The organism is Alicyclobacillus tolerans (assembly GCF_900142255.1).
GTDB classification, from domain to species: Bacteria; Bacillota; Bacilli; order Alicyclobacillales; family Alicyclobacillaceae; genus Alicyclobacillus_I; species Alicyclobacillus_I tolerans.
The window spans coordinates 136,616-159,696 of the sequence record NZ_FRAF01000002.1 but is presented as its reverse complement, the minus strand read 5'-3'; the positions used below and the strand labels follow the sequence as shown (position 1 = coordinate 159,696).

Sequence of the window (23,081 nt, the reverse complement as noted above, 5' to 3'; positions counted from 1 at the left end):
AGAGGTGCGGCGCTCTCACAATCCAATATACAAAACAAGATTTCTATTCGAGCAACAGCTGATTTCCTGAGTTTTCAGCAGGTTTTAGTTTTTGTGCTTGCCTGCGCCCAAGGCGAATTTCACGTTCTTTCTTACTTCCATAGAATAGAACAAGTACCCATGAAATGGCAAGTAAAATTGTGGATATGAAGAACGTATCATTAAGTCCTGCAACAAAAGCCTGTCTTTGAATCAGTTCATTCATCATTTGTACTGCCGCACTTTTGGCAGCAGCTAAGGACATACCATGTAACTGCATCATCTGCTGAATTTGATACAGCATATTTCCAGCTGGAGAATTACTCGTTACCTGTGCAGCCATATGGTATTGATGCATTTTAGAGCGATTCGTCATGTAACTCGTTAGAATGGCAATTCCCAGTGATGAACTGACTTGACGAACTGTGTTGCTCATGGCTGATGCTTGCGAGACCAGTCGAACATTTACTGTATTCATGCCGGCCGTCATGACAGGCATCATGGTCAATGACATGCCAAGAGATCGGAAGATATAGAGCCACTGGATAGTCGTCTGCGTAGAATCGGTGGTTAATGAACTGAATCCGTAAGTGGCTATGGTTACAATCGCAATGCCAATAATACCAAGTGGACGCGCTCCAATGCGATCCATTAATCTACCGCTGATGGGCATAAAAGCTGCTGATACCAATGCAGCAGGCGTCATGAATAATCCTGTCTTGAGAGCTGAAAATCCCATGATATTCTGCAAATAAAGAGGCAAAAGAAAAATACCAGAAAACAGCGCTATACCGATAATGGAAGAAATCACAAGACTCATACTAAACATATAACTGTTTAAAACCCGCAAATTTATTACTGGATTTTCAACATTTAATTCTACAAAAACAAGCGCGATCAAACTGATAATACCAAACAGCAAGCAGAGAATAACGGTTTTAGAACCCCATCCGTCATTAGGGACTTCATTAAATCCATACAACAAGAGAAAAAAACCGACTGTTGATAAAGCAAATCCTAAAACATCCAACTTGCCTTTAGCCTCATGCGGAAACTCATGCATGAAGATAACTCCTAATATGGTACCAACTATACCAATGGGGACGTTGATATAAAATATCCAGCGCCAGCTTGCGTATTCAACCAGATAACCTGATAGTGCGGGTCCAAATGCTGGTGCAGCCATCATAGCAATACCGAGTGTTCCCATAACGACTCCGCGTCTGTCGGGAGGGAAAATCCGATAGACCATAGCCATGGAAACCGGCATCATAAATCCTCCACCAACAGCTTGAATAACCCGAAAAAAAATAATACTGCTTAAATTCCAAGCGGCTCCCGAAAGTGCCGAACCGATTGTGAATGCAATCAGCGAGAATATAAACAGCTTTTTAGGGCCAAATTTATCTGTCAGCCAACCAGAAATAGGCACCAAAACGCCGAGAACTAGCATATAAGCCGTCAGCACCCATTGAATTTGTGCCGTGGACGCGCTCAATTCTGTCTCCATGGTCGGAATGGCGACATTGACGACACTCGTGTCCAAAACCGCCATAAAGACCCCAAGAATAATAATGGCCATTTGTAACCATGGAGCCTTTATCCGATGGATCTCATAATCGGAGTACTGCGCTTTTTGCAACTCTGTTCCCTCCTGCCAATATCCGGCTCAACCATCATACTTTGACGTTCCTAAGCGTACTTCAAGTTCCTCAATATTTCAATGTCTGAACTAAAATCTTTACCTGAAGTTCACGGTTCTGTCATAACCACCATCGACCCTTTTCTTTTTGCTTCCCAATTAGATACAAATTATACTGAACAGAAGGTAAATGTGAGTCAGGCAATGTATGGAGGAGGTACTTTGTGCTTACGCAGTTTTCTAGAACAGAACTAGTCTTTGGACCTGAAGGTGTCGAACGCCTGCGCAATAGTTCCGTAGCTGTACTCGGAGCTGGCGGGGTTGGATCCTTTGCGATGGAAGCTCTCGCACGCATAGGTATTGGACAATTGATCTTGATCGATCGCGATGAAGTAGATGTGACCAACATTAATCGCCAGATCCCTGCCCTTCATTCGACCATTGGACAGGCCAAAGTTGAGATTATGAAGAAAAGGATTGCAGATATTCAGCCTGATTGTCGTGTCATCGCACATCGCATTTTTTTCTTAGAAGAAACAAAGGATACGCTTTTTCAATATCCACTAGACTACGTTATTGACGCCATTGATACTGTCTCGGCAAAGATACTCTTAATTAAAGAATGCTATGAACGCAAGATACCTATTGTTTCCTCAATGGGAGCTGCCAATAAAATTGATCCGACGCAATTCCGCGTTATGGATCTTTCCAAAACACGCGTGGATCCGATAGCCAAAGTCCTGCGACGAGAATTAAGGAAATATGGAATTGAACGCGGTATCAAGACCGTCTGCTCCCTGGAATCGCCGAAAACACCGCGTGAAGATGTGCGAAAAAACATTGTATCTCCCGAGACAGAAGAAAATGCGCCCGCTCGTAAAATGAAAATGCCTCCCGCTTCTGTTTCTTATGTTCCTTCCGTCGCAGGACTGATATTGGCAAGCGTCGTAGTTCATGATTTGCTTGGCATTGGAACCTGTGAATAATAGTCCATTCCTTTTGGTCTATATAAGCATCTCACAGGGACTTGACAATAGAACAAGAAACTCGTTCTTTTGAATAAAGTTCCTTGAGGCGTTGCTCAGCTTGTTCACAAGTAAATGAAGAACATACATCAATAGCATGGAACGGAAGAATAGATTGTAGGCCATAGGAAGTCATATCTCTGGCTAGACTGGCGAGACTGTCATATGAGGTATAGATTCTGCCAAGAAGTTTCTTTCTGCTTCGTTCAAACGTTTCTGCCTCAATACCGTCACTCAAGGCACGTTCAATGGTTTCTACAATCGCTTTTTGTAGTTCTTGCGGACTTTCAGTGTTTCCACCAATCATAGCGTGTGCGTAATTCTTTGTAACTTCATACTCCCAAGAAAAAGTTTGGTCAATTAATCCTGATTGAGAAAACGTTTCATAAAATACACTGGCTTTTCCAAACAATCCGTCCAAAACTATGCCTGTCAACCAATCTTGTCTGAGCATATTTTCTCCGTCTGTGACAGGAAAATCTTTTAACCCGAGAAGACATTTTGGACGGACGACATCTAGAGAATGGAGAACCTGTTGCTGATAAACAGTTTCAGGTTCTTTCGGGTACTGACGAACAATAGGTGAAAATGCAGGAAAACTCTTCTTTTGCTGATTTTGATCTACCCAATCGAGTGTTTGCTGTGGATCAATCCCTCCCACAACAACGAGTAGCATATTTTCTGGATGATAGAAGGTATGATAACAATCGTAAAGCGTATCCTTAGTAATTTCTTGAATGGATTCCACTGTTCCAGCGATATCAATACGAACAGGATTTTTTTCGTACATTGCTTTCATTAATTCACTATAGCAACGCCAATCCGGATGATCATCATACATGCGAATTTCTTCTGAGATAATACCCTTTTCTTTCTCTACATTGGCATCCGTAAAATACGGATGTTGGACAAAATCCAAAAGCACATTAAGATTTTCTTGAACAGAATCCGTACAAGAAAAGAGATAGGAAGTTTGCAAATACGTAGTAAATGCATTGGCAGAAGCACCGTATTTCGCAAAGCGAGAAAACACATCCTCATCTGGCTCTTCAAACATTTTGTGTTCTAGAAAATGGGCTATGCCATCGGGAACCTTGCGAATCTCCGACTCACTTTCTGTTCGAAAACTGTTATCACATGAGCCATAGGCAGTGGAAAAAAGGGCATACACCTGTTGATATCCAGGGCGCGGAATACAAACCAAACGCAATCCGTTGGAAAGCTGATGTGAATATATTTCAAGATTCAGCGACTTTACTTCTGTACGCTTCATACTTGTTCCCTCCTGGCGGTTAGCAAAAACTCCTGTTGAAACACCAAATGCTCAGCTACCTTTTTAATATCTTCCACTGTCACATCAGAAATTTTCTTTTGTAAATCCTCCATGGTGAGTTTCTGCCCCGTCAATTGTCCATTAAAATCAATTTCTGTCCAACTGGCTGGCTGATCTTCCAGTTGTTTATATTGGTTCAGCAGTCCCGATTTTGTGAATTGAATTTCTTGATCAGAAATTTTCCCTTTTTGTATCGCCTCTACCTGTTCTTCCATGACCAGGCGAGCCTCCCCCACTTTACCGGGTTGAACACCTGCATACAAAACAACAAAACCAGTCATGCTGTCATACTGACTGGATGCATAGTAAGCTAGAGAACGCTTTTCACGGACCTCTACAAACAACTTGGAATGTGGAAATTTACCGAGTATGCCGTTCATAACAAGTGCCGCAGGATAAAGAGGATGCGCGTATCCTATGCCCGAACAATAAACTAAATTGAGTTTGGCTTGATTTACACGCTGATATTCAATATCCCTCAATTCTGCTCTATTTTCCATATGACTTTTTTGAATGGGCTCGACCAACGGATTTAAAAAATTCGTCATGGACAATTGACTTTCTAGTTTCTGTTGAAAATCTATCCACATATCTTCGACTTGATATAATTTCCCTGATACATAAATATCGATTTTTGCATTTTCAAGCAAGCGACGATAGGCTGTATACAGCAATGGCGCCATATCATTCTCAAGTTCATCTAAATAACCAAGACGAGGCAAGGAAGCAGGCAGTGGTCGACTTGCTCTTTCCATCGCTTGCTCAAAAGCATAAGTGGTTTTATCGTCATGAAGATTGCGAATTCTATTTTTTTGAAGTTCAATGACTTTGCTCACATGTGTGGATAAAAAACTTCCATCTTCATTGGTTGCCGGAGCCATCAACAATTCCATTAGAAGTTTTTCCAGTTGGTTCATGGCTGCACGATTTTCTTGATTACCATGAATATAGGGCATTGCAGCTGATATCTCCACAACCTGCAATCCGCCTCGTTTACTGACGGAACTATGAAGAACAGTTCCATATAGCGAATCTATCAACTGCATAATTTTTCTGGCACTGGGATAGCTTTTACTACCTTCTAACCACAGATAAGGCAAAACAGCAGTAGAAGTTATAAATTTTGCGTCGAGTGGTATGGTCAATTTTATGCTGTAATGACGAGTGTAAAACTTTTCCGTATGTAGGGCATGCATTCGAAGTCTTTTATCTCCAAAATGCTGCACTGTAGGCATCTGTTTTCCCCCTCAAAACCTGACTTCAAAATCAGTATGATCTTTAATCCGTTTACTTATCAATATATAGAGAGAGAAAACTTTTACTTTGAGAAGAGTTTACGCGAAAAATTTTCTAAAGATTGACGAACCGTGGTTGTTTCCTGCAGCCAATGCTCAAGTTCTTTTGAAGGAAAATGGAATATATATTGAATTCGACCATACTTTGCTATAAATTCTGAACGATTCATTCCATGATGAGACAGACAATGAAATTTCGTTAGAGCCTCCATATATTCACCACAAGCAGGGCAACGAAACATGGCTGTTCATCCTTTCGCTCAAGGATTGTTTTAGATAGTCAACAATTGCTTTATAACACGTTCTATGGTTTACGCTTTCAAGATAGACCTGGTTTAAAAGATATATTGAAAAGCCTGAATCTCTCAGGTATCATTGTAGCGAATACCAAATCAGTTCTTGGACTGTATACTCGGAAAGAGTCCATTCATGAGCATTCTTTCCAGTCACCCATCTTTAAGGAGGAGTACGCGTGGCCTTTGTTATCACGTCGCCCTGTATTGATGAAAAAGCTGCGGACTGTGTGGAAACCTGTCCAGTAGATTGCATTCATGAGGGAGAAGACCAATACTATATCGATCCAGACACTTGTATTGACTGTGGCGCGTGTGAGGCCGTGTGCCCCGTTTCAGCCATTTACCAAGAAGACTTTGTACCAGAAGAAGAAAAAACATTTATTGAAAAGAATCGCGCCTTTTTCCAAAAATAATCTTATTTTCCGCTTTGATTCACTTACCATGGAACTTATCCCGGGCACTTTGCTACAAGTGGCAAGTGCCCGGATCATTTTGTAACCCATATTTTTCTTACGGCTGTCGATATTTTGATTTGGTAAAACCTCTAATGGAAGCTAGTTTATGATCGGAAACATGCTTGACTCGTAACGGCTCACTCCACTTAAAGAGTATCCAGGTTCCTAACTGCACACATCCTAATCCAAAGGCTAGCATGGCAATTCGATGAACTTGGTGACCCCCTATGAGGAGAAGTAAAAAACTCACAATTCCTAGTACCCTACCTGTATTTTCAAAAATTTCCCTGGTGATAATGTGTTGATGTCGAAATAGTTTCTCTTTCTCCTCCATCTCATCCATTTCTGCATAGATGAGCGATTGCATTGGAACGAGAAAAAATGGTAATGTGGCAGACAGTAATGCTCCATATATCCATAAATGCATGGCATTGACAGGCAAAAGAAAAATCGTTGCGGCCGCAAACATGCCTAATGCACCACTACCCATCAAGAGAATACGACGACGTTTTTGTGCAAGCTTTCCGGAAACAAAATTAGCTACAAAGGCAAGACCCGATTGCAAAAACAAGAATTCTCCTAAAGTGAATTCGCTTCCCGTGGCTATAAAGAACAATAACCCAATTAAAAACAAAAACAATCCTTCACGCATTCCATAAAATAAGCAGCCGAAGACTTTCATCCGCCAAGAGCGTATTTTAAGACTTTGCAAGGCTTGATTGAACATAAAAGAATTTTCCAAGCACTCCGTATTTATTTTCCAACTTATTACTGTTCCTGCCGCAAATAAAGCAATAGATAAACCAAATACCAGATGAAATCCTGTCAGTCCTCCCCACAAGAGATCTTCACGACTAATTAAAAAACCAGCTACTGGTGGGGCAATCATCCCTGCAATTGCTGCAAACACTCCATTCATTCCCATAAAATTCGATCGATGAGCATCTGAGGTAAAGTGGATGGAGAGGACGTTAAATGAAAACCAGTAAAATCCTGCGGCTAAACCCATCCCAATACCAAGTACAATGGGATATCGAGCTAACTGTTGTCCCCAAAAAAGCACCAAACAGTAAAAAAGCGCATGTCCTGCAATACCTATTCGTAAAGGAATGACCACACGGAATTTTTTAGCTAACCAAGACGCTGCTACAAACGCAATTGGAATACACACATACATCCATAAATTGTACCAAGCTGTACTGGTATAATTTCGATCGATCTTCCAAATAAAGATATTCACAAATGTGTTGGAAAGCCCAACAGCCAAGCCAAAAAGACCGCCGATGGCCAAAAGCCACCATGCGGCGGGCTGCAATTGAAATGTCAATTTTCGAGTCCAGTTGAACACAGGCAAAACCTCCAGACAGCATACCGAATACCATTGGCACGCTGACTAGAGTACCCTTTTTTATTGAATTACATGTTTCTTCGATAACGTCCTCCCACTTCATACAAAGCCTGTGTAATTTGTCCTAAACTCGCAACGCGTACGGTTTCCATCAGCTCCGCAAAGATGTTGCCACCACTTCTCGCAACCTCTTTCAAACGCTCCAATGCCAAAACACAATCATCACGATGTTCTTCCTGAAACTGCTTCAGCCTTTCAATCTGTTCCCGTTTCTCTTCTGCTGTCGCGCGAGCCAATTCAATTTCCGGAATTTGATAAGACTCTTTCAGAGCATTCGGATTGAGGAATGTATTAACCCCAATAATCGGTAGTTTTCCAGAATGCTTGAGATGTTCGTAGTACATAGATTCTTCTTGTATTTTGCTTCTTTGATACTGTGTTTCCATAGCCCCCAAAACGCCACCGCGATCGTTCAACCGTTCAAATTCTTCTAATACTGCGGACTCCACTAAATCAGTGAGTTCTTCAACAATGAATGAACCTTGAAGTGGATTTTCATTTTTAGTAAGTCCGAACTCACGAGAAATGATCAATTGAATGGCCATGGCTCGACGAACCGATTCTTCTGTGGGAGTCGTAATGGCCTCGTCGTAAGCGTTGGTATGCAACGAATTACAATTATCGTAAATCGCCAACAATGCTTGCAACGTCGTACGAATATCATTAAAATCAATCTCTTGGGCGTGCAGAGATCGGCCTGAGGTTTGAATATGATACTTCAATTTTTGACTGCGATCGTTGGCTCCATAGCGTTCCCGCATAACAATTGACCAAATGCGCCTTGCAACACGGCCAATGACCGTATATTCCGGATCCATTCCATTCGAGAAGAAAAACGATAGGTTGGGTGCAAAATCGTCAATCTTCATACCGCGACTTAAATAATACTCCACATACGTAAAAGCATTTGAAAGTGTCAACGCTAATTGTGTAATCGGATTGGCTCCAGCTTCTGCAATGTGATAACCACTGATTGAGACAGAGTAATAGTTACGAACCTGATGCTCAATAAAATACTCCTGAATATCACCCATCATTTTTAAAGCAAATTCAGTTGAGAAAATGCAAGTATTCTGTCCCTGGTCTTCTTTTAAAATGTCAGCCTGTACCGTACCTCGGACTGTCTGCAACGTCTTTTCCCGAATCTGGCAAATTTCTTCCTGGCTAGGTTCGCGACACTCGCGATTTCTGAAAATATCTATTTGTTGATCGATCGCGGTGTTCATATACATCGCAAGTAAAATGGGAGCAGGACCATTAATGGTCATAGAGACACTCGTCATGGGATGACAGAGATCAAATCCGTCATACAATTGCTTCATATCATCCAACGTGCAGACACTTACGCCACTCTCGCCAATTTTGCCATATATATCTGGCCTTTCCGCCGGATCTTCACCATATAGCGTGACTGAATCAAAAGCTGTCGAAAGCCTTTTGGCTGCATCATTCTTAGACAAATAATGAAACCTTCGATTGGTGCGGCTGGGCGTACCTTCACCTGCAAATTGTCGTTTCGGATCTTCCTCTGTACGCTTCAATGGAAAGACGCCAGCCGTAAAAGGAAATTCTCCTGGAACATTTTCCATCAGTGACCAGCGAACAATTTCTCCCCAATCTTCATAACGCGGCAAACAAACTTTAGGAACCCGCGTACCGGAGAGAGAAACTGTCACTAAAGGTGTCCGTATTTCACGGTCTCTTATCTTGCTGACCAGCTCATCCGCTTGATATTTTTGCTTTTTCTCTTCCCACTGTTCAAGAATTTGTCTCGTCTGAGGATGCAACGAGTGATAAATACGCTGAAAAGCCACATCCAAATGGGCCACAGTCTGCTGCTCCATATCCGTTTGTGAATTTTCCATCACACGTTTAGCACCCTGTAATTGATAGGCTTTTCGAGCCAAATCCACTTGATTTTCAACAAACTTTCGGTATTCCTTAACCGTCCGCGATATTTCGAGCAAATAATGAGCTCGATCATTAGCGATCAGACTTTTCTTCTGTATCTGAGCGGGATTTTTAAAAAGCCGCGATTCCCATTGAACACCCATCTTTTTACGCAAATGATCTAAAATAGCCAGGTAGAGCCGATCCGTTCCTGGATCTCGAAATTGACTTGCAATTGTTCCGTACACAGGCATCTCATCCAGGGATTGATCAAACAGATTGCGATTCCGTTGTATTTGTTTACGAACATGTCGAAGAGCATCTTCTGATCCTCGGCGTTCAAACTTATTGATAGTAACGAGATCGGCATAATCAAGCATTTCGATTTTTTCCAGCTGTGAAGGAGCCCCAAACTCACTGGTCATAACGTAGAGTGACAGATCGGCAACATCTACAATTTGCGCGTCGCCTTGGCCAATACCGCTTGTTTCCACAATAATAAAATCGTAACCAGCAGCACGCGCAACCAAAATGGCATCTTGAATGGCCGACGACAATTCTGACTGCGAAGAACGAGTGGCTAAGGAACGCATGAAGACGCGCGGATGATCGATACTATTCATGCGAATCCGATCGCCAAGCAACGCCCCGCCAGTGCGTTGTTTGGACGGATCGATGGAGAAAATTGCAATTGTTTGATTCGGAAAGTCGGCAAGATAGCGAAGAACGAGTTCATCGGTGAGTGACGATTTTCCTGCGCCACCAGTACCCGTGATACCAAGTACAGGTGCATGATTCGAACGTTGTAGAAGACGTTCCCGAACTTCACTGGAAAAACCACTGGCAACGTCTGACTCCGCGAGTGTCACCCATTCAGCCACCACTTTCGGTTGAGAAGGATTGGGTTGACTTTCTAAAATTTTCTGCACATTCCGTACCGGTGGTTTATCACACTCACGAAGCATCAGATTGATCATGCCTTGTAAGCCCATGCGCCGACCGTCTTCGGGAGAAAAGATTTTCGCTACGCCATACGCTTCAAGAGCCTCGATTTCTTGTGGCACAATGACACCGCCACCACCGCCATACACACGAATATGACCAGCATCTTTCTCACGCAGAAGATCAATGATGTAGCGAAAAAATTCCATGTGTCCGCCTTGATATGAAGATACGGCAATTCCCTGCGCATCCTCCTGGATAGCAGCATTGACAATTTCCAAAGCAGAACGGTTATGGCCAAGATGAATGACCTCTGCTCCAGAGGATTGAAGAATTCTACGCATAATATTGATGGAAGCATCATGCCCATCAAACAGGCTTGATGCAGTAACAAATCGCACAGGATTGTGCGGCCGATAGGGCTCCGTTTCCTGTTTGGCAACAGCAGCCTGATCGATATCCTCCTGACGCATACTTTCCTTCAGTTGAGTTGAATCCATTACCACAGTCAACACCCTTTCCAAAGCGTAAGCTGTTTACTGATGCTGTCCACATTACGAAAAGAACGGAAAATGGTACCATTTGATAAACTCCCGCCTACGGAGATACACCTGCAGCACGCAATATAAGATCGACTTGCGTTGCCAACAAAGTTGGTCCTTCAAACGCTCGCAACGCCCATCGGCGAAAGGCAATCATCTCACCCATAGCAACGGCATCTTGCGCCAGAATCGAAACGCGATCAGCCGGAAGTTGAATCGAACCGTCTTCAATTCCTTCGTACAGTAACTTTTCAAAAATACCTACAACCATTTGTTCTTCAGCGAGTACTTCACGCAGATAAACCTTTGGCAAGGCTTTAGATTCTTGATAGATCAACAAGATTTCATCCTGCATAGCAACCATCACTTCACAAAAACTGTAGAGAGCTTGACGTAATTTCTCCGCACCACAACCAGGAAGACGCAAACAATCTGCTAATCTATTACGCACCTCCTGATGAATATGGCGGCAGACAAGAAAGAGAATATCTTCTTTGGTTTCCACGTATTCGTAAAGGGCTCCATTGGATAAACCGCTTGCTTTGGCAATTTCACGAGTAGTCGTACGATGAAATCCTTTTTGAATAAACAACTCTACAGCTGCATGAACAATTTGTTCACGGCGCAGCCTCACTCTTTCTGGATCTTTGACTTGTGTACCAATTTGTAAGGCCAGCGTAGTCACCTCCGACTGAGCGCTCGCTCATCAATCTAATTGTAAGCCTTTTCTTGAAGTATCGGCAACTTTTAATTCGCCTCTTCTGTTGTTCGATATGCAAAACTTTGCAACCATTCCGTTGCATCGTTCGCTAACGAATGGTTTGAGCCATGAGGAGCAGAGAGACAGAAGTATGCATCCAACAATTTTTTGGCAAGCGGTACAGCAGCATCACTGGTTCCTGCCGAACCCGGTACCATCACAGCAATCGCTACTTGTGGATGGATAGCAGGGGCGTAACCTACGAACAGTGAAATATCTGTTTTTTTTCCAAACTGACTGATTTCTGCTGTTCCTGTTTTTCCTGCAACCTTATAAGCCGAACCAACAAAGAAACGAGTAGCTGTACCTTCTTTATGGGTTGTCGCAGCCTCCATGCCTTCCTGCACAACACGCATATACGTTTTTGGGATATGCAAAGAATGTCGCTGTACTGCTACGGTTTGAACCACTTTCTTACCATCTGGCGTGAGAATTGCATCAACTATGTGAGGCGTGATAAATTCACCTCCATTTGCAATCATCATAGCGCTCACAGCTAACTGTAAGGGTGTGAACTCCTGCATTTGACCAATGGCCGCAAAAGCATTATCGTAGAGCAGACCGTGATTCGGCAAAAATTTCCCTTTGGCAATTGCCTTATCCATACCCACCACATCATAGGGTGCTATATCGTGATGAATCACATCATCTGTATAAAATCGGCCAGTTACTTCCCCAGGTAAATCTATACCCGTTTTAGGTCCGAGTCCGAACTTCCACTCCCAATCAAACAGTTTCTGGAGTCCAAGAATTCTCTCATGTGTGTACCAATAAGAAAACTTCTCTCCTGCTGGTTGATGATCATGCCATTCTGCAAGCCACATACCTAAATCGTACATAAACGTATCACAAGACACTTCGATTGCCCTTTTAGCATCAACTAAGCCATGACCATTCCACTTCCAGTCATGTGCATTATAAGTCCCCACCATTTCATGACCTTCATCAAAAATGGTGGTTGAAGGTGTAATGACGTGATTCATCAGTCCGGCTATAATATTGATAGGCTTGACGGTCGAACCTGGATAACGTGGACTCGATAGACTGTGATTAATAGCCGGTGTGAGAATAGGATTATTCAGATAATGGCTATGTTTTTTATAGAGTATTGGATTGACAAACCAATTTGGATCGATATACGGATATGAAATCATCATCTTCACAGCGCCAGTGTGAACATCTAACATCACTGCTTCAGCATCGACCAAATGCTGACCTTGTTGTTGACGAACACGCTGTACTTCCTGAGCCACCAAGTTTTGTCCTTCCGCTTGTAGACGACTGTCAAACGTCAATCGTAGAGATTGACCAGCCTGAGGTTGCGGATCTACACCCATTAAACGGGTAGGAATACCGAAAGGGTTTATTTTCCATACTTCGTATCCTACACTTCCCTGCAATAGAGCTTCATAAGATTCCTCAACACCTGTTAATCCGACACGCTGACTGGAAAGATAATGTTTTTTTTGATAATAAGCTACTTCTTCCGGTGACTGAGGATGAACATAGCCGAGCAAATGTCCTGCTAAAGGTCCATAGGGATAACAGCGACGCGTGCTTTCCACGATTCTCAAACCAGGATATTGCGACTGATGCTCTGACACGTATGCAATTTGTTTCTCATTGAGAGCTTCCAGAAGTATAGCCGGATCGTCACAAGTATGTTCAGTTTCTGCTGCAGCTTGGAGAGGTTTGGCTGCCACGCCTAATCCTTTTGCCAATTGGGAAATCTGTTTTTGAGTCAATGGCGGCATTTTGGCAACACGCATATATACCAAGTTATAAACAGGTTGATTATATGCGAGCAACCGCATGTGAGCGTCATAAAGATAGCCCCGTCTTGGTAATAATGGAATTTTTGTGTACTGAACCTGATTGGCAGCTTCCTTGTATTCCTGGCGATGGACAATTTGTAAGACGCCAAGTCGAATCACAAGCCCTAACATCGCTAGAAACACGAGCAGGTAGATGAACGGAAGTCTCTTTAGACGAAGATTGTCTTCCTGTTCCAACATCTGCTCCTCCTCCCAATGAGACACTTGCAAGCAAAGGATACCCACGCAGGACCAAGTTCATGAGTAGACTGCAGAAAAGATGTAAGACTTTTGACGCGACTCAATTTCAGCTATGCTTAGAGAAAGATAAGTTACGAGAGGAGCAGAACTTTTGGACAAGCCGATATTGCTTGGCGCCAATGTTTCCGTTGCCAAAACGGGACTACTGGCTGCTGTCAATGAAACCATTCATTACGATGCGAATACTTATATGATTTACACACGTAGCAACCGAGGAGGAAAAGCAAGACCAATCACTGATTTTCATCGCGATCAAGCCCTGGAAATCATGCGTGAGCATCATATTGTCGATCCTGTAGTCCACCTTTCATATTTGGTCAACCTAGCAAGCCCAAAGGAGGATACCTGGGAGTACGGATTGAACGTTCTCAAAGAGGAGATTGAGCGAGTTGAATATCTCGGTTTTCAATACATCGTTATGCATCCGGGATCACATGTCGGTGAGGGCGTCGATTTCGCACTCAATCGCATTGCTGAGGGACTAAACAGTATACTGAGCGGCTCGGAAAATCTATATATCTGCTTGGAGACTATGGCCGGCGACGGCTCCAAAGTAGGTAATTCACTAGAAGAAATCTCAGAAATCATTAGCCGTGTTAAACACCATGAACGGCTCGGGGTATGTATAGATACTTGTCACAACTATAGTTTTGGATATGATATTGTCAATGATTTCGATGGTTTCCTGAAAAAATTTGATCAAGTTATCGGATTGTCGCGTCTTAAAGTGGCTCACATCAATGATTCCAAAAATCCGTTTGGTTCTCACAAGGACAGACATGCTAACATTGGGGAAGGTTCGATTGGCTTGGAAGCACTTTATCGAATTGTTCATCATGAAGTCTTACGCGGTATCCCACAAATTCTTGAAACACCAAACGGACTTTACCGTACCGAAATAGATATGTTACTTGATAGACCTCGAGGACCAGAAGAATTTTATCAAGCTTCTGGTAACTTAAATTCTGGTGAAGGCGAGAATTAAATCGGATCGAGAATAAAGTTTTTTTATATAGAAATCCCCGCCTCTTGGTTGGCTAACTGAGACAAAGCCTCCCCGTTGTCTATATCATTGAACGGGGAGGCTTACGTTTGGGTTTAAGCAAGATACCCTTTACGCCGCAATTTATCGACATGCTTGTAAACCTCATCTTCCATATCGATACCGTACATATCTTCAATTACAAACATCATAGATGTTGCAGTCTGAGCAACATCTAAAAGTTCAGAAACAATGGCTCGCGCAATCTGCGCTTCTTCTAAAACTGCTCGTTCTCCAGACAGGCCGCGGAATTTCCCAATTACCTGCGCCAACTCGCCTACTTCCTCCATGATTTTTAACATTGTAGATTCAAGCGTAGGTGATAATCCATTCAGCCTGGGCAACGATACTGTCTTGGTTTCCAACGTGAGCACCTCACTGCCTCGCCAAGTGAATAATCAGGTATCTCTTGCATTGTAACATGGCTCTCTTTTCATATGTAAGCTGGACTGACTGAACCTATTAGGAGAATAGGCTGGACATATCATTTGCCAAGCGAAACAACATGACCCGTTCTCCCGTCCGCGTGCTAATATCCGTATGAAAACACACTACCTCTTGTCCCGTAATTCTTAAGATAATTTCTTTCAGTTCCTCTATGCCCGACTCCACCAAGCTGGTGCGTATACGTTTAATAGATAAAATACCTTCCTTATCGCTGCATAAAGTATATTCTGCAGGTGTGAGTATGCCACGCAAGGTCACAATGACCATATCCCTTAAGATGTCTGACTTAACCGTCAATGATCCACGACCTAGATAATCTTTTTCCCACTGTGTCAAAGCTCTACTGATTTCTGACTCCACCATACCTTTTGATTTATTCATATAGTCCTTCCTTTGCTGCAAATTCTGCGCTGGCTTCATGAATAGAATTAAACCAATTTATCCAATGTCCTTTTTCATCTATAGACGCAAGTCGAATCCATCCGTTTTCAATTTTTTGACGAAATGTAACATCTTGAATCAATAAGTTTTCAACATAGTGATAAGGTGCTTCTATGACAACCAATAGCCGCAAGGGAGCGTGATATGGATTATAATCGGATTTCATGACAGATTGCCAGGGTAAACCGGTCAATAAATCACTCGCATTACCTTGCATAACTCCAAAATTAGCTGTCACTGTTTGTGTAGCTTTATTGCCGCTCCCGTAATAATGAGGTGCGACTGTCGAGGCGTAGTATTGGAGATTGATCCATTGAGCTACAGTAGCCGGTCCGGCAATAATGTTGGACAGGATAGTTCCATCTTTATCTTGTTGCCAATCATAAGTATGCAAAAATACTCTTCCACCAAAATTACCTGCTTTAGTCAATTTTCTGGTTCCAATGATAAAAGCAGCATTTTGAGCTAGCCCCCATTCTGGCCGCACTTCACTCCAGTCTTCCGAGAAACGTTGCATCATTTTTTGGCTATTGGCAGAATAAAAATTTAGATTCGGCAAACGGGCGATCTGTTCTTTATTTACGATTTCACTAACTTTCGGAAGGACTTCCTGAATTCGATGAAATGCCCGCTCAGCTTCATCTGTCAATTCAGGAACGTACAACCAGCGTATTTCATTGAATGTAGTGATGTGTTCTGCGGCAACAAACACAGTATGCTCCGGAATGCAGATACCTTCAGTGGCCAATCTTTCCCTTACGTTGGATTGATTACAAAGCATGGCCAATACACGAGCGTTAAAACTTCCCGAAGCCCCCCCACATGCGCCACAATCTAAAGCGGAAGCATAAGGATTGTTTGTACTCCGGCTTCCATGTCCACAAATAACAATCAGTGGAGAAAAATTATCTGTCAGACTCATGAGTTGTAGGGATTGTCTGACATAATTAACCTTTTCTTTATCTGTTAATCCCATCGGCAATTTTGACTCGTCTTGCATAAAGTCCAATGAAAGTCGAGTCGAAGGTTTGGACATCCAATGATGATGAACTTTTTTCCATAAACGTCCTGCCCCGTTTGGAAAAAAACTGCGTGCTAACATATTGACACTAAGCCACGGACCACTCAATTCCGGAAGCAATAAACTAGCTAACATATTTTGTTTCATATTTTTAAAGATCCGCGCAAACAGTTGCTTTGCTTGTTTACGGCTTTTATAACGAGCCCATTCATCTGGAGAAGCCATTTCCATAATTCGATGTTTTGGTTTCAGTATGACCGGTAATGAAGCGTGGCCGTGATGACAGTCAAGTTCGTAAGTTTCAATAGGCAATCCAAAAAAGCCAGCAACACCTATCGTTTCAAATGGACCCGCTTTTTCCAAAGCTCGGCGAAACGGTTCTGAACGTGTATCGATGCAAAATGCCCATTGCGCCATACTTTTCTCCTCTATAATCGCTTCATCAGACATAGGCAAGATTTTCATTTTTAAACGTTCTTCGTATGTTTTCTCCCACGCCTGTAAGCCCATTTGTCTGCGCACTAAATCATTAAAGCAATAGGCGAGTTTCATATATTCACGTTGTTCTGAGATAGACAGTGATTTCCAGGCTTGAATAGGAAAATTCGCCCACATGTACCAAGCTGCCATACAATAAGCAAGATCAAAATATTCTTCCGTAGTTTCCAAAGATAGAGGCAGATAAGGTTGCAATAAAATTCGTTCCAGAGAAATTCGGATAGCTAAATAATCGATAAGCAGTAAGTTTGATTCAGGGAATTCCTGTGATTTCCAAAGCAACATACCCGCCCATCCTGGCAACGAAAGTAAATGAGCTTCAAGATATTCCTGTACTTGATGACTAGGAATTTTCAATGCTAGAAGAGCCTCTTGTAAAGCCTCTGTTGCTTCGTGAGGACAATTTTTAACAAGCTGTCGCTGTGAACGGGTCAGTTCAGGGTCATATGGTGCAAGACGACGCCATGCTTGATAAAACCCATATTGAGAATGCGGCATAGCCCACTTGGCTTCATCCTTGCCCAAATAAAGTTTGCACCATTTTATCATCTGGCGATTCAATTCTTCTGTAATTTGGACACCCAATTTTTCTGTAACTTGAAAACTGAGTGACTGTACTCTCCGATTCATCTTCACAGGCCAACGAAGATATGATAGATCCTCAGCCAATATCTTGATATCAGGATCGTCCAAAATATGAGGCGGTAACTCGTCGAATTCCAATGCAGAATTACAAAAATTCCTAACCAACTCATTAGGTAAGTGAAAAGATTGATGATCTAACCATTTCTCTAATGTATTTTTGAGTATTGATGCATGGATTTCTCCACGATTTTTTGCATCCTTTAATAAGGCAGCACTGGGTAATATGTCAACATGGTGGGTTTCTTTCAACCACTTGGCAACGGCTGTAAATGAATGATGTTCAAGTCCCTGCCAAGGATTGCGTGCTGCAAATTCAGTTATAGGTCCAAGCGGTGCTATAACACGGCTAGCCATTTCCACGTAGTGTTGAATCTCCTGAATTGAAGTCACGCTATATAAATTCTCACTGCACTTTTCTGTTTGCAAATTTTCTTTTTCTAACCATGCCACAGTCCCATCCATGTAACGTCACCCCCTTGATTTCAACAGATTGGTGAGATATTTGGGATGGCTTTCAACGGAATCGCGATGAGGTTCACTCCATTGAACCAGCCACAGATAAATCATTACATAAAATCTGGATTGCGGATGACGAGCCAACCATGCACCTACTCCACTGCTTAGCAATAGAACAAGCAAAATCATAAAATTCACCATGGACGGCGGTTGAATACCTTGAGGAACAACCCCATGCAGAAGTGCGAAGAAAACCGCAAAAACCAAAGCAAATACCGATAATGTTATGAACAGGAAAGTTAAACCTAATATGCGAGTTATTCGCGGACTCCCTGGCTTCGGTATTTGTGACCACGCAAAGGCGACTGACCATCCGAGCAGCAGGGCACTCATCCAATCGTAACCTCGATGATGAACGAAGAACCAAAAACCAAGTCCCGCAAGGACTCCAATGATTCCTCCAATAACACGCCATCTCCATACATTTTGATTGCTAATCTGCTCTTCTGCTTCATCTTTGTGATGAACTGCTGAACCGGCTTGCAAGAAAAGGGCTGATTTAAACAATCCATGCAGTACAGCATGAATAATGGCTGCTAAATAAGCACCCAATGCACATTGAATGAACATAAATCCCATTTGGGCAATGGTTGAACCCACGAGTTGTCGTTTGTAATCCACATGTACCAACATGGTTCCTGTTCCCATAAGCACAGATACGCTAGAAACCGCAATGAGTAGTATCGAAGACCATTCTCCCATGAAAACAGGCGAAAAACGCGTCAGAATGATTGCACCAGCATTGACTACGCCAGCATGCATCACAGCAGAAATGGGAGTAGGAGCTACTACAGAATCCAATAACCAGCGTTGAAAGGGCACTTGGGCTGCCGGAATAATAACTGCCAAAACTAACAAGAGCGCAAGCATGTTTTTTTGCCAAGCTATCAGATGGATTAAATGGTTTGAACTGAGTTGAAGTGAAATCTGCCATTCTCCAGTCAAAAACGTCAGCCAAGATAGCGCAAGCAAGAATAGAAACCAACTGCAGGCAAATAATCGACTCGTATGCAAAGCAGCGTTTTTGGCTGCAACCCATTCCTGATTAAGTCGAATGAGCCAAGTTAGACCAAGAAGAGTGATTCCCCAAAATAAGAGCAGAAGAAGAATGTCATTACTGAGCCAAGCTAAAGCGGCTGAACTAGTGATCAGAGTTAAGTACGTAAAGTACTTCCTGTAATTTCTATCTCCTAACATTTGACGAACCGAGAAACGTTGAACCACTGAGCCAATCATTAAAACAAATACAGCGATCAGCCAGGTGAGTGCATTCAATTCCCAAAATCCCCATACTCGATTCGTGGAATTAATCAGCAAATTTAACAGTGCAATAAATGGAGGAAGCACGCTTAACCCTACATGAAAACGCACAAATTTTATTGGAATACGAGGATGTAAGATGAATAGCCCGCTGCAGATTAGCAAAAGAAGAGAAACAAAAAATAAGATTGGACATATGTGTAAAATCATGGGTGTCAGTATTCTCTGCCCCTTTCGCAAATCGTTCAACCACGCGAATTTTTGATATTCAAATAAAAAACCGACAATCCAAAAGATAATGACCTTAAAAGACCATTACCTTTTGAAAATTGTCGGTTTACTATCAACTAACCTTATTGGTTTTTTGAAAAGTCTACCAAGTAGCACTCAAAACGATATTCAATTGTGCAGTATCATTCTATGCATGATCCTACTTCTCGTCAAGAGCAAAACAATTATTAAGCTAGATATTTCTCCGCATCAATGACGCGCTGAGCAATGCGGCGCTTAATATCACGCGTATTTACAGGTTGAACGCGCGTCAATTTGCGCAAAAGTGTGAGTTGCGTCCGCAGCATATCTCCCTCTTCCATAGAAGCGAGAATATTGCGTGCTGACTGTTCTACACGGGCAAATGATTCTTGGGCAAAAATGGTGGTCATATCCACTTTTTGCTCTGCCGATGCGCCTTTATCCAATTCTTTTTGAGTTCTGAGCAAAGCGCTCTCTGTAGCATAGATTTCAATAACAATATCCGCCAACCAAGCCAGTATTTCTTGTTCATCTTTCAGGGACTGCATATATTTCTGAACAGACACCCCGCCTACAAATAGGAAGATTTTCTTCATCATAGCCAACTGGTGCTGAATAGGACCTAATTCTGATACCTCGTCAGAGATAGGCATCATTCCCATCAGTTCAGACTGCAAAGCTGTAGCAGCTTGAAGAAGCGCCAATTCACCTTTCATAGCTTTGCGCAGTAAAGTGTTCGGGATAATCATGCGGTTAACTTCATTCGTTCCTTCAAAAATACGGTTGATGCGCGAATCGCGATACATACGTTCAATCGGATAGTCCTGAATAAAACCAGCTCCACCGTGAATTTGCACACCTTCATCCACAACTTTATCCAATGCTTCCGATGCAAAAACTTTATTTACCGAGCATTCAAGAGCATATTCTTCAATCGCCTGAGCAATTTGTCGACCATCTGATGTCTTCCCAAGTTTCTCTAACTGCCGATCGATATCACCAGTCGTTCGATAGGCCATACTTTCCGTGACAAAGGTCAAGATGTTCATATCGGCAAGTTTTTGCTGAATGAGCGGAAAACTCGAAATGGAGGTACCAAATTGTTTGCGTTCTTTTGCGTACTTCACAGAAACTTGAAGAGCCGATTTCATAGCTCCCACTGCACCCACAGCCAGCTTGTGACGACCAATATTCAAAATATTGAAGGCAATCACATGACCACGACCAGGTTCTCCCAATAAATTCTCTACAGGTACATGTACATCCTCTAGAATCAACTGTCTCGTCGAGGAAGCTTTGATACCCATTTTTTTCTCTTCCGGCCCTGTAGAAACTCCTGAATAATCTCGCTCTACAATAAAGGCTGAGAACTTCTCGCCATCAATTTTGGCATAGACAACAAAAACATTGGCAAAACCAGAGTTGGTAATATATTGTTTCGTACCATTCAACACATAGTGTTTGCCATCTGCAGAAAGCGTAGCTGTTGTTTTGGCGCCGAGTGCATCTGAGCCTGATCCCGGTTCTGTCAACGCATAGGCAGCAATCCATTCACCGCTCGCCAACTTAGGCAAATACCTGCGTTTCTGATCTTCATTTCCAAAGAACACAATCGGTAACGTACCAATGCCGACATGTGCCCCATGACTTAAGGCAAAAGAACCACCGCGGGTAATTTCTTCTGTTATTAAGGCTGAAGTCACTTTGTCAGCTCCAAGACCCTCATACTCTTCAGGTATATCGGCTGCCAAAAGTCCAAGTTCACCTGCTTTGTGCAACAGTTTTACGGTTAAATCCCAATCCTGGTGCTCTAACTGCTCACTGTGCGGGAGAATTTCTCCCTCTACAAACGAACGTGTCGTTTCTGCAATCATTTGATGTTCTTGAGTAAAATCTTCAGGTGTAAAAATTTTCTCCGCTTGAGTTTCTTCTATCAAAAAAGCAGCACCTTTTGCCAATTTTTCTTCCGTAGCCACGTTCCATGCCTCCTTATATTATTTCATATGGTTTTATACGCGCTCTATGACTGCAGCCGCACCCATACCGCCGCCGATACACATCGTTACCAATCCATAGCGACCCTTACGGCGCTTGAGCTCATTCAAAATAGTTACTGTCAAACGAGCTCCTGTGCAGCCCATTGGGTGACCGAGCGCTATAGCTCCTCCATTGACGTTGACACGTTCTTCGTCCATTCCCAGATGGCGAATCACCTGTATAGCTTGCGAAGCAAACGCTTCGTTAAGCTCAATCAAATCGATATCCTGCAGTGAAAGCCCCGCTTTCGCGAGCGCTTTAGGAACAGCTGCAATAGGTCCAATCCCCATGACATCAGGATCAACACCAGCGACAGCAAATGAACGGAATATACCTAAAGGCTGCAAACCGAGTTCAGCAGCACGAGTATCTGACATCATAAGGACAGCTGCTGCGCCATCACTCGTCTGCGAGGCATTACCTGCAGTAACTGTACCCCTGACACTAAACGCTGGGCGCAATTTTCCAAGAGCTTCAAGTGAAGTATCACGCCGCGGACCTTCATCGGTATTAAAAACAAATTCTTCTGTAATCAACTTATTTTCATCATTGACACGAGAAGTCTTTACTGAAATAGGCACAATTTCATCTCGAAACTTGCCGCTGTCTATAGCAGCAATGGCTCGTTGATGACTGCGCAGCGCAAAAGCGTCCTGATCTTCTCGCGATATACCAAACCGCTCCGCAACACGCTCAGCTGTATGTCCCATCGGCATATAAATTTCTGGAAATTCTTGAACCAACCGAGGGTTAGGCGAAATATTATATCCACCCATGGGCACTAAACTCATACTCTCGACGCCGCCAGCAATCACGACATCATTCATACCACTCATAATCGACTGGGCTGCCATAGCTATTGTCTGAACACCTGAAGAACAGAATCGGTTGACAGTCGCGCCTGGTACACTTGTTGGCAACCCGGCATTGATGGCAATAATGCGCGCAACGTTCATTCCTTGTTCAGCTTCTGGAATAGCACATCCTATCAACACATCATCAATTTCTTCATTGGCTACGCCTTGAGTATCTTGCAAAATCCGTTTTACGACTGCCGCACCCAAATCATCCGGACGAACATTCTTGAGTGACCCTTTAGGCGCCTTGCCAATCGCAGTTCGTGCTCCCGCTACAATGACTGCCTCTCTCATATCAATGCCTCCTCACTTTGCAAATCTCCTGCGTTTATTTCTGAGCAGCCAGGCATCTCTACACTGCATGCATAAAGCCCAACTAGCTCT

The 23,081-nt window shown here is 42.9% G+C and carries 16 protein-coding genes; 3 read left to right on the top strand and 13 right to left on the bottom strand.

Annotated features, from left to right (window positions below):
- Positions 1–43: 43 nt before the first annotated feature.
- A complete protein-coding gene (locus tag BUA75_RS01965) occupies positions 44–1,660 on the bottom strand; it encodes a DHA2 family efflux MFS transporter permease subunit (protein ID WP_083574008.1) in 1,617 nt (538 codons plus the stop codon).
- A 224-nt stretch (positions 1,661–1,884) separates the two neighbouring features.
- Here BUA75_RS01965 and BUA75_RS01960 point away from each other — a divergent pair, with 224 nt between their 5' ends.
- On the top strand, positions 1,885–2,646 hold the full coding sequence (locus tag BUA75_RS01960) for a tRNA threonylcarbamoyladenosine dehydratase (RefSeq protein ID WP_072872895.1): 762 nt from the start codon (positions 1,885–1,887) through the stop codon (positions 2,644–2,646).
- A gap of 31 nt (positions 2,647–2,677) precedes the next feature.
- On the opposite strand, the gene yfmH is transcribed toward BUA75_RS01960, so the two are convergent.
- On the bottom strand, positions 2,678–3,958 hold the full coding sequence (gene yfmH, locus BUA75_RS01955; protein WP_072872894.1) for an EF-P 5-aminopentanol modification-associated protein YfmH: 1,281 nt from the start codon (positions 3,956–3,958) through the stop codon (positions 2,678–2,680).
- Positions 3,955–5,253, bottom strand: a complete 1,299-nt coding sequence (gene yfmF / locus BUA75_RS01950) for an EF-P 5-aminopentanol modification-associated protein YfmF (protein WP_072872893.1) — start codon at positions 5,251–5,253, stop codon at positions 3,955–3,957. Before yfmF ends, yfmH begins: the two co-directional genes overlap by 4 nt.
- A gap of 532 nt (positions 5,254–5,785) precedes the next feature.
- On the opposite strand from yfmF, the gene fdxA reads away from it, so the two are divergent.
- Positions 5,786–6,022: a 4Fe-4S ferredoxin gene (gene fdxA / locus BUA75_RS01940; protein WP_072872891.1), complete on the top strand. Its 237-nt coding sequence runs from the start codon at positions 5,786–5,788 to the stop codon at positions 6,020–6,022.
- Positions 6,023–6,119: 97 nt separating this feature from the next.
- On the opposite strand, the gene BUA75_RS01935 is transcribed toward fdxA, so the two are convergent.
- The 4 genes from BUA75_RS01935 to BUA75_RS01920 form a co-directional block, all read right to left on the bottom strand.
- A complete protein-coding gene (locus BUA75_RS01935) occupies positions 6,120–7,412 on the bottom strand; it encodes an MFS transporter (protein WP_072872890.1) in 1,293 nt (430 codons plus the stop codon).
- A 68-nt stretch (positions 7,413–7,480) separates the two neighbouring features.
- The gene (gene icmF / locus BUA75_RS01930) at positions 7,481–10,777 is read right to left on the bottom strand and encodes a fused isobutyryl-CoA mutase/GTPase IcmF (protein ID WP_072872923.1); all 3,297 of its coding nucleotides are present in this window, start codon (positions 10,775–10,777) and stop codon (positions 7,481–7,483) included.
- A 124-nt stretch (positions 10,778–10,901) separates the two neighbouring features.
- Positions 10,902–11,531 carry a TetR/AcrR family transcriptional regulator gene (locus tag BUA75_RS01925; RefSeq protein ID WP_072872889.1) on the bottom strand — a complete coding sequence of 210 codons (630 nt, stop codon included), beginning with the start codon at positions 11,529–11,531 and terminating at the stop codon, positions 10,902–10,904.
- Positions 11,532–11,593: 62 nt separating this feature from the next.
- Positions 11,594–13,621, bottom strand: coding sequence for a peptidoglycan D,D-transpeptidase FtsI family protein (locus BUA75_RS01920; RefSeq protein ID WP_072872888.1), 2,028 nt, complete (start codon positions 13,619–13,621; stop codon positions 11,594–11,596).
- Between the two features lie 151 nt (positions 13,622–13,772).
- On the opposite strand from BUA75_RS01920, the gene BUA75_RS01915 reads away from it, so the two are divergent.
- Positions 13,773–14,666 (top strand): deoxyribonuclease IV, encoded by an 894-nt coding sequence (locus tag BUA75_RS01915; protein ID WP_238413505.1) that lies wholly within the window; start codon positions 13,773–13,775, stop codon positions 14,664–14,666.
- Positions 14,667–14,779: 113 nt separating this feature from the next.
- Here the strand turns inward: BUA75_RS01915 and BUA75_RS01910 are convergent, their stop codons facing one another.
- The 6 genes from BUA75_RS01910 to BUA75_RS01885 form a co-directional block, all read right to left on the bottom strand.
- Entirely contained in the window at positions 14,780–15,097 is a 318-nt protein-coding gene (locus BUA75_RS01910; RefSeq protein ID WP_238413506.1) for a MazG-like family protein, read from the bottom strand.
- 88 nt (positions 15,098–15,185) lie between these two features.
- Positions 15,186–15,551 (bottom strand): Na-translocating system protein MpsC family protein, encoded by a 366-nt coding sequence (locus BUA75_RS01905; RefSeq protein WP_072872886.1) that lies wholly within the window; start codon positions 15,549–15,551, stop codon positions 15,186–15,188.
- A complete protein-coding gene (locus BUA75_RS01900) occupies positions 15,544–18,237 on the bottom strand; it encodes a DUF2309 domain-containing protein (protein WP_072872885.1) in 2,694 nt (897 codons plus the stop codon). The genes BUA75_RS01905 and BUA75_RS01900 overlap by 8 nt, the downstream gene beginning before the upstream one ends.
- Before the next feature lie 6 nt (positions 18,238–18,243).
- Positions 18,244–19,773: an NADH dehydrogenase subunit 5 gene (locus BUA75_RS01895; protein ID WP_423219863.1), complete on the bottom strand. Its 1,530-nt coding sequence runs from the start codon at positions 19,771–19,773 to the stop codon at positions 18,244–18,246.
- 236 nt (positions 19,774–20,009) lie between these two features.
- Positions 20,010–21,779, bottom strand: a complete 1,770-nt coding sequence (locus BUA75_RS01890) for an acyl-CoA dehydrogenase FadE (RefSeq protein WP_072872883.1) — start codon at positions 21,777–21,779, stop codon at positions 20,010–20,012.
- A 33-nt stretch (positions 21,780–21,812) separates the two neighbouring features.
- Positions 21,813–22,991: an acetyl-CoA C-acetyltransferase gene (locus tag BUA75_RS01885; RefSeq protein ID WP_072872882.1), complete on the bottom strand. Its 1,179-nt coding sequence runs from the start codon at positions 22,989–22,991 to the stop codon at positions 21,813–21,815.
- Positions 22,992–23,081: the final 90 nt, after the last annotated feature.

Bases quoted from the DNA above. Each gene is read 5' to 3' on its own strand.
- yfmH (WP_072872894.1), bottom strand. From the start codon at position 3,958: ATGAAGCGTACAGAAGTAAAGTCGCTGAATCTTGAAATATATTCACAT.
- yfmF (WP_072872893.1), bottom strand. From the start codon at position 5,253: ATGCCTACAGTGCAGCATTTTGGAGATAAAAGACTTCGAATGCATGCC.
- icmF (WP_072872923.1), bottom strand. From the start codon at position 10,777: ATGCGTCAGGAGGATATCGATCAGGCTGCTGTTGCCAAACAGGAAACG.
- BUA75_RS01920 (WP_072872888.1), bottom strand. From the start codon at position 13,621: ATGTTGGAACAGGAAGACAATCTTCGTCTAAAGAGACTTCCGTTCATC.
- BUA75_RS01905 (WP_072872886.1), bottom strand. From the start codon at position 15,551: ATGAATAAATCAAAAGGTATGGTGGAGTCAGAAATCAGTAGAGCTTTG.
- BUA75_RS01900 (WP_072872885.1), bottom strand. From the start codon at position 18,237: ATGGATGGGACTGTGGCATGGTTAGAAAAAGAAAATTTGCAAACAGAA.
- BUA75_RS01885 (WP_072872882.1), bottom strand. From the start codon at position 22,991: ATGAGAGAGGCAGTCATTGTAGCGGGAGCACGAACTGCGATTGGCAAG.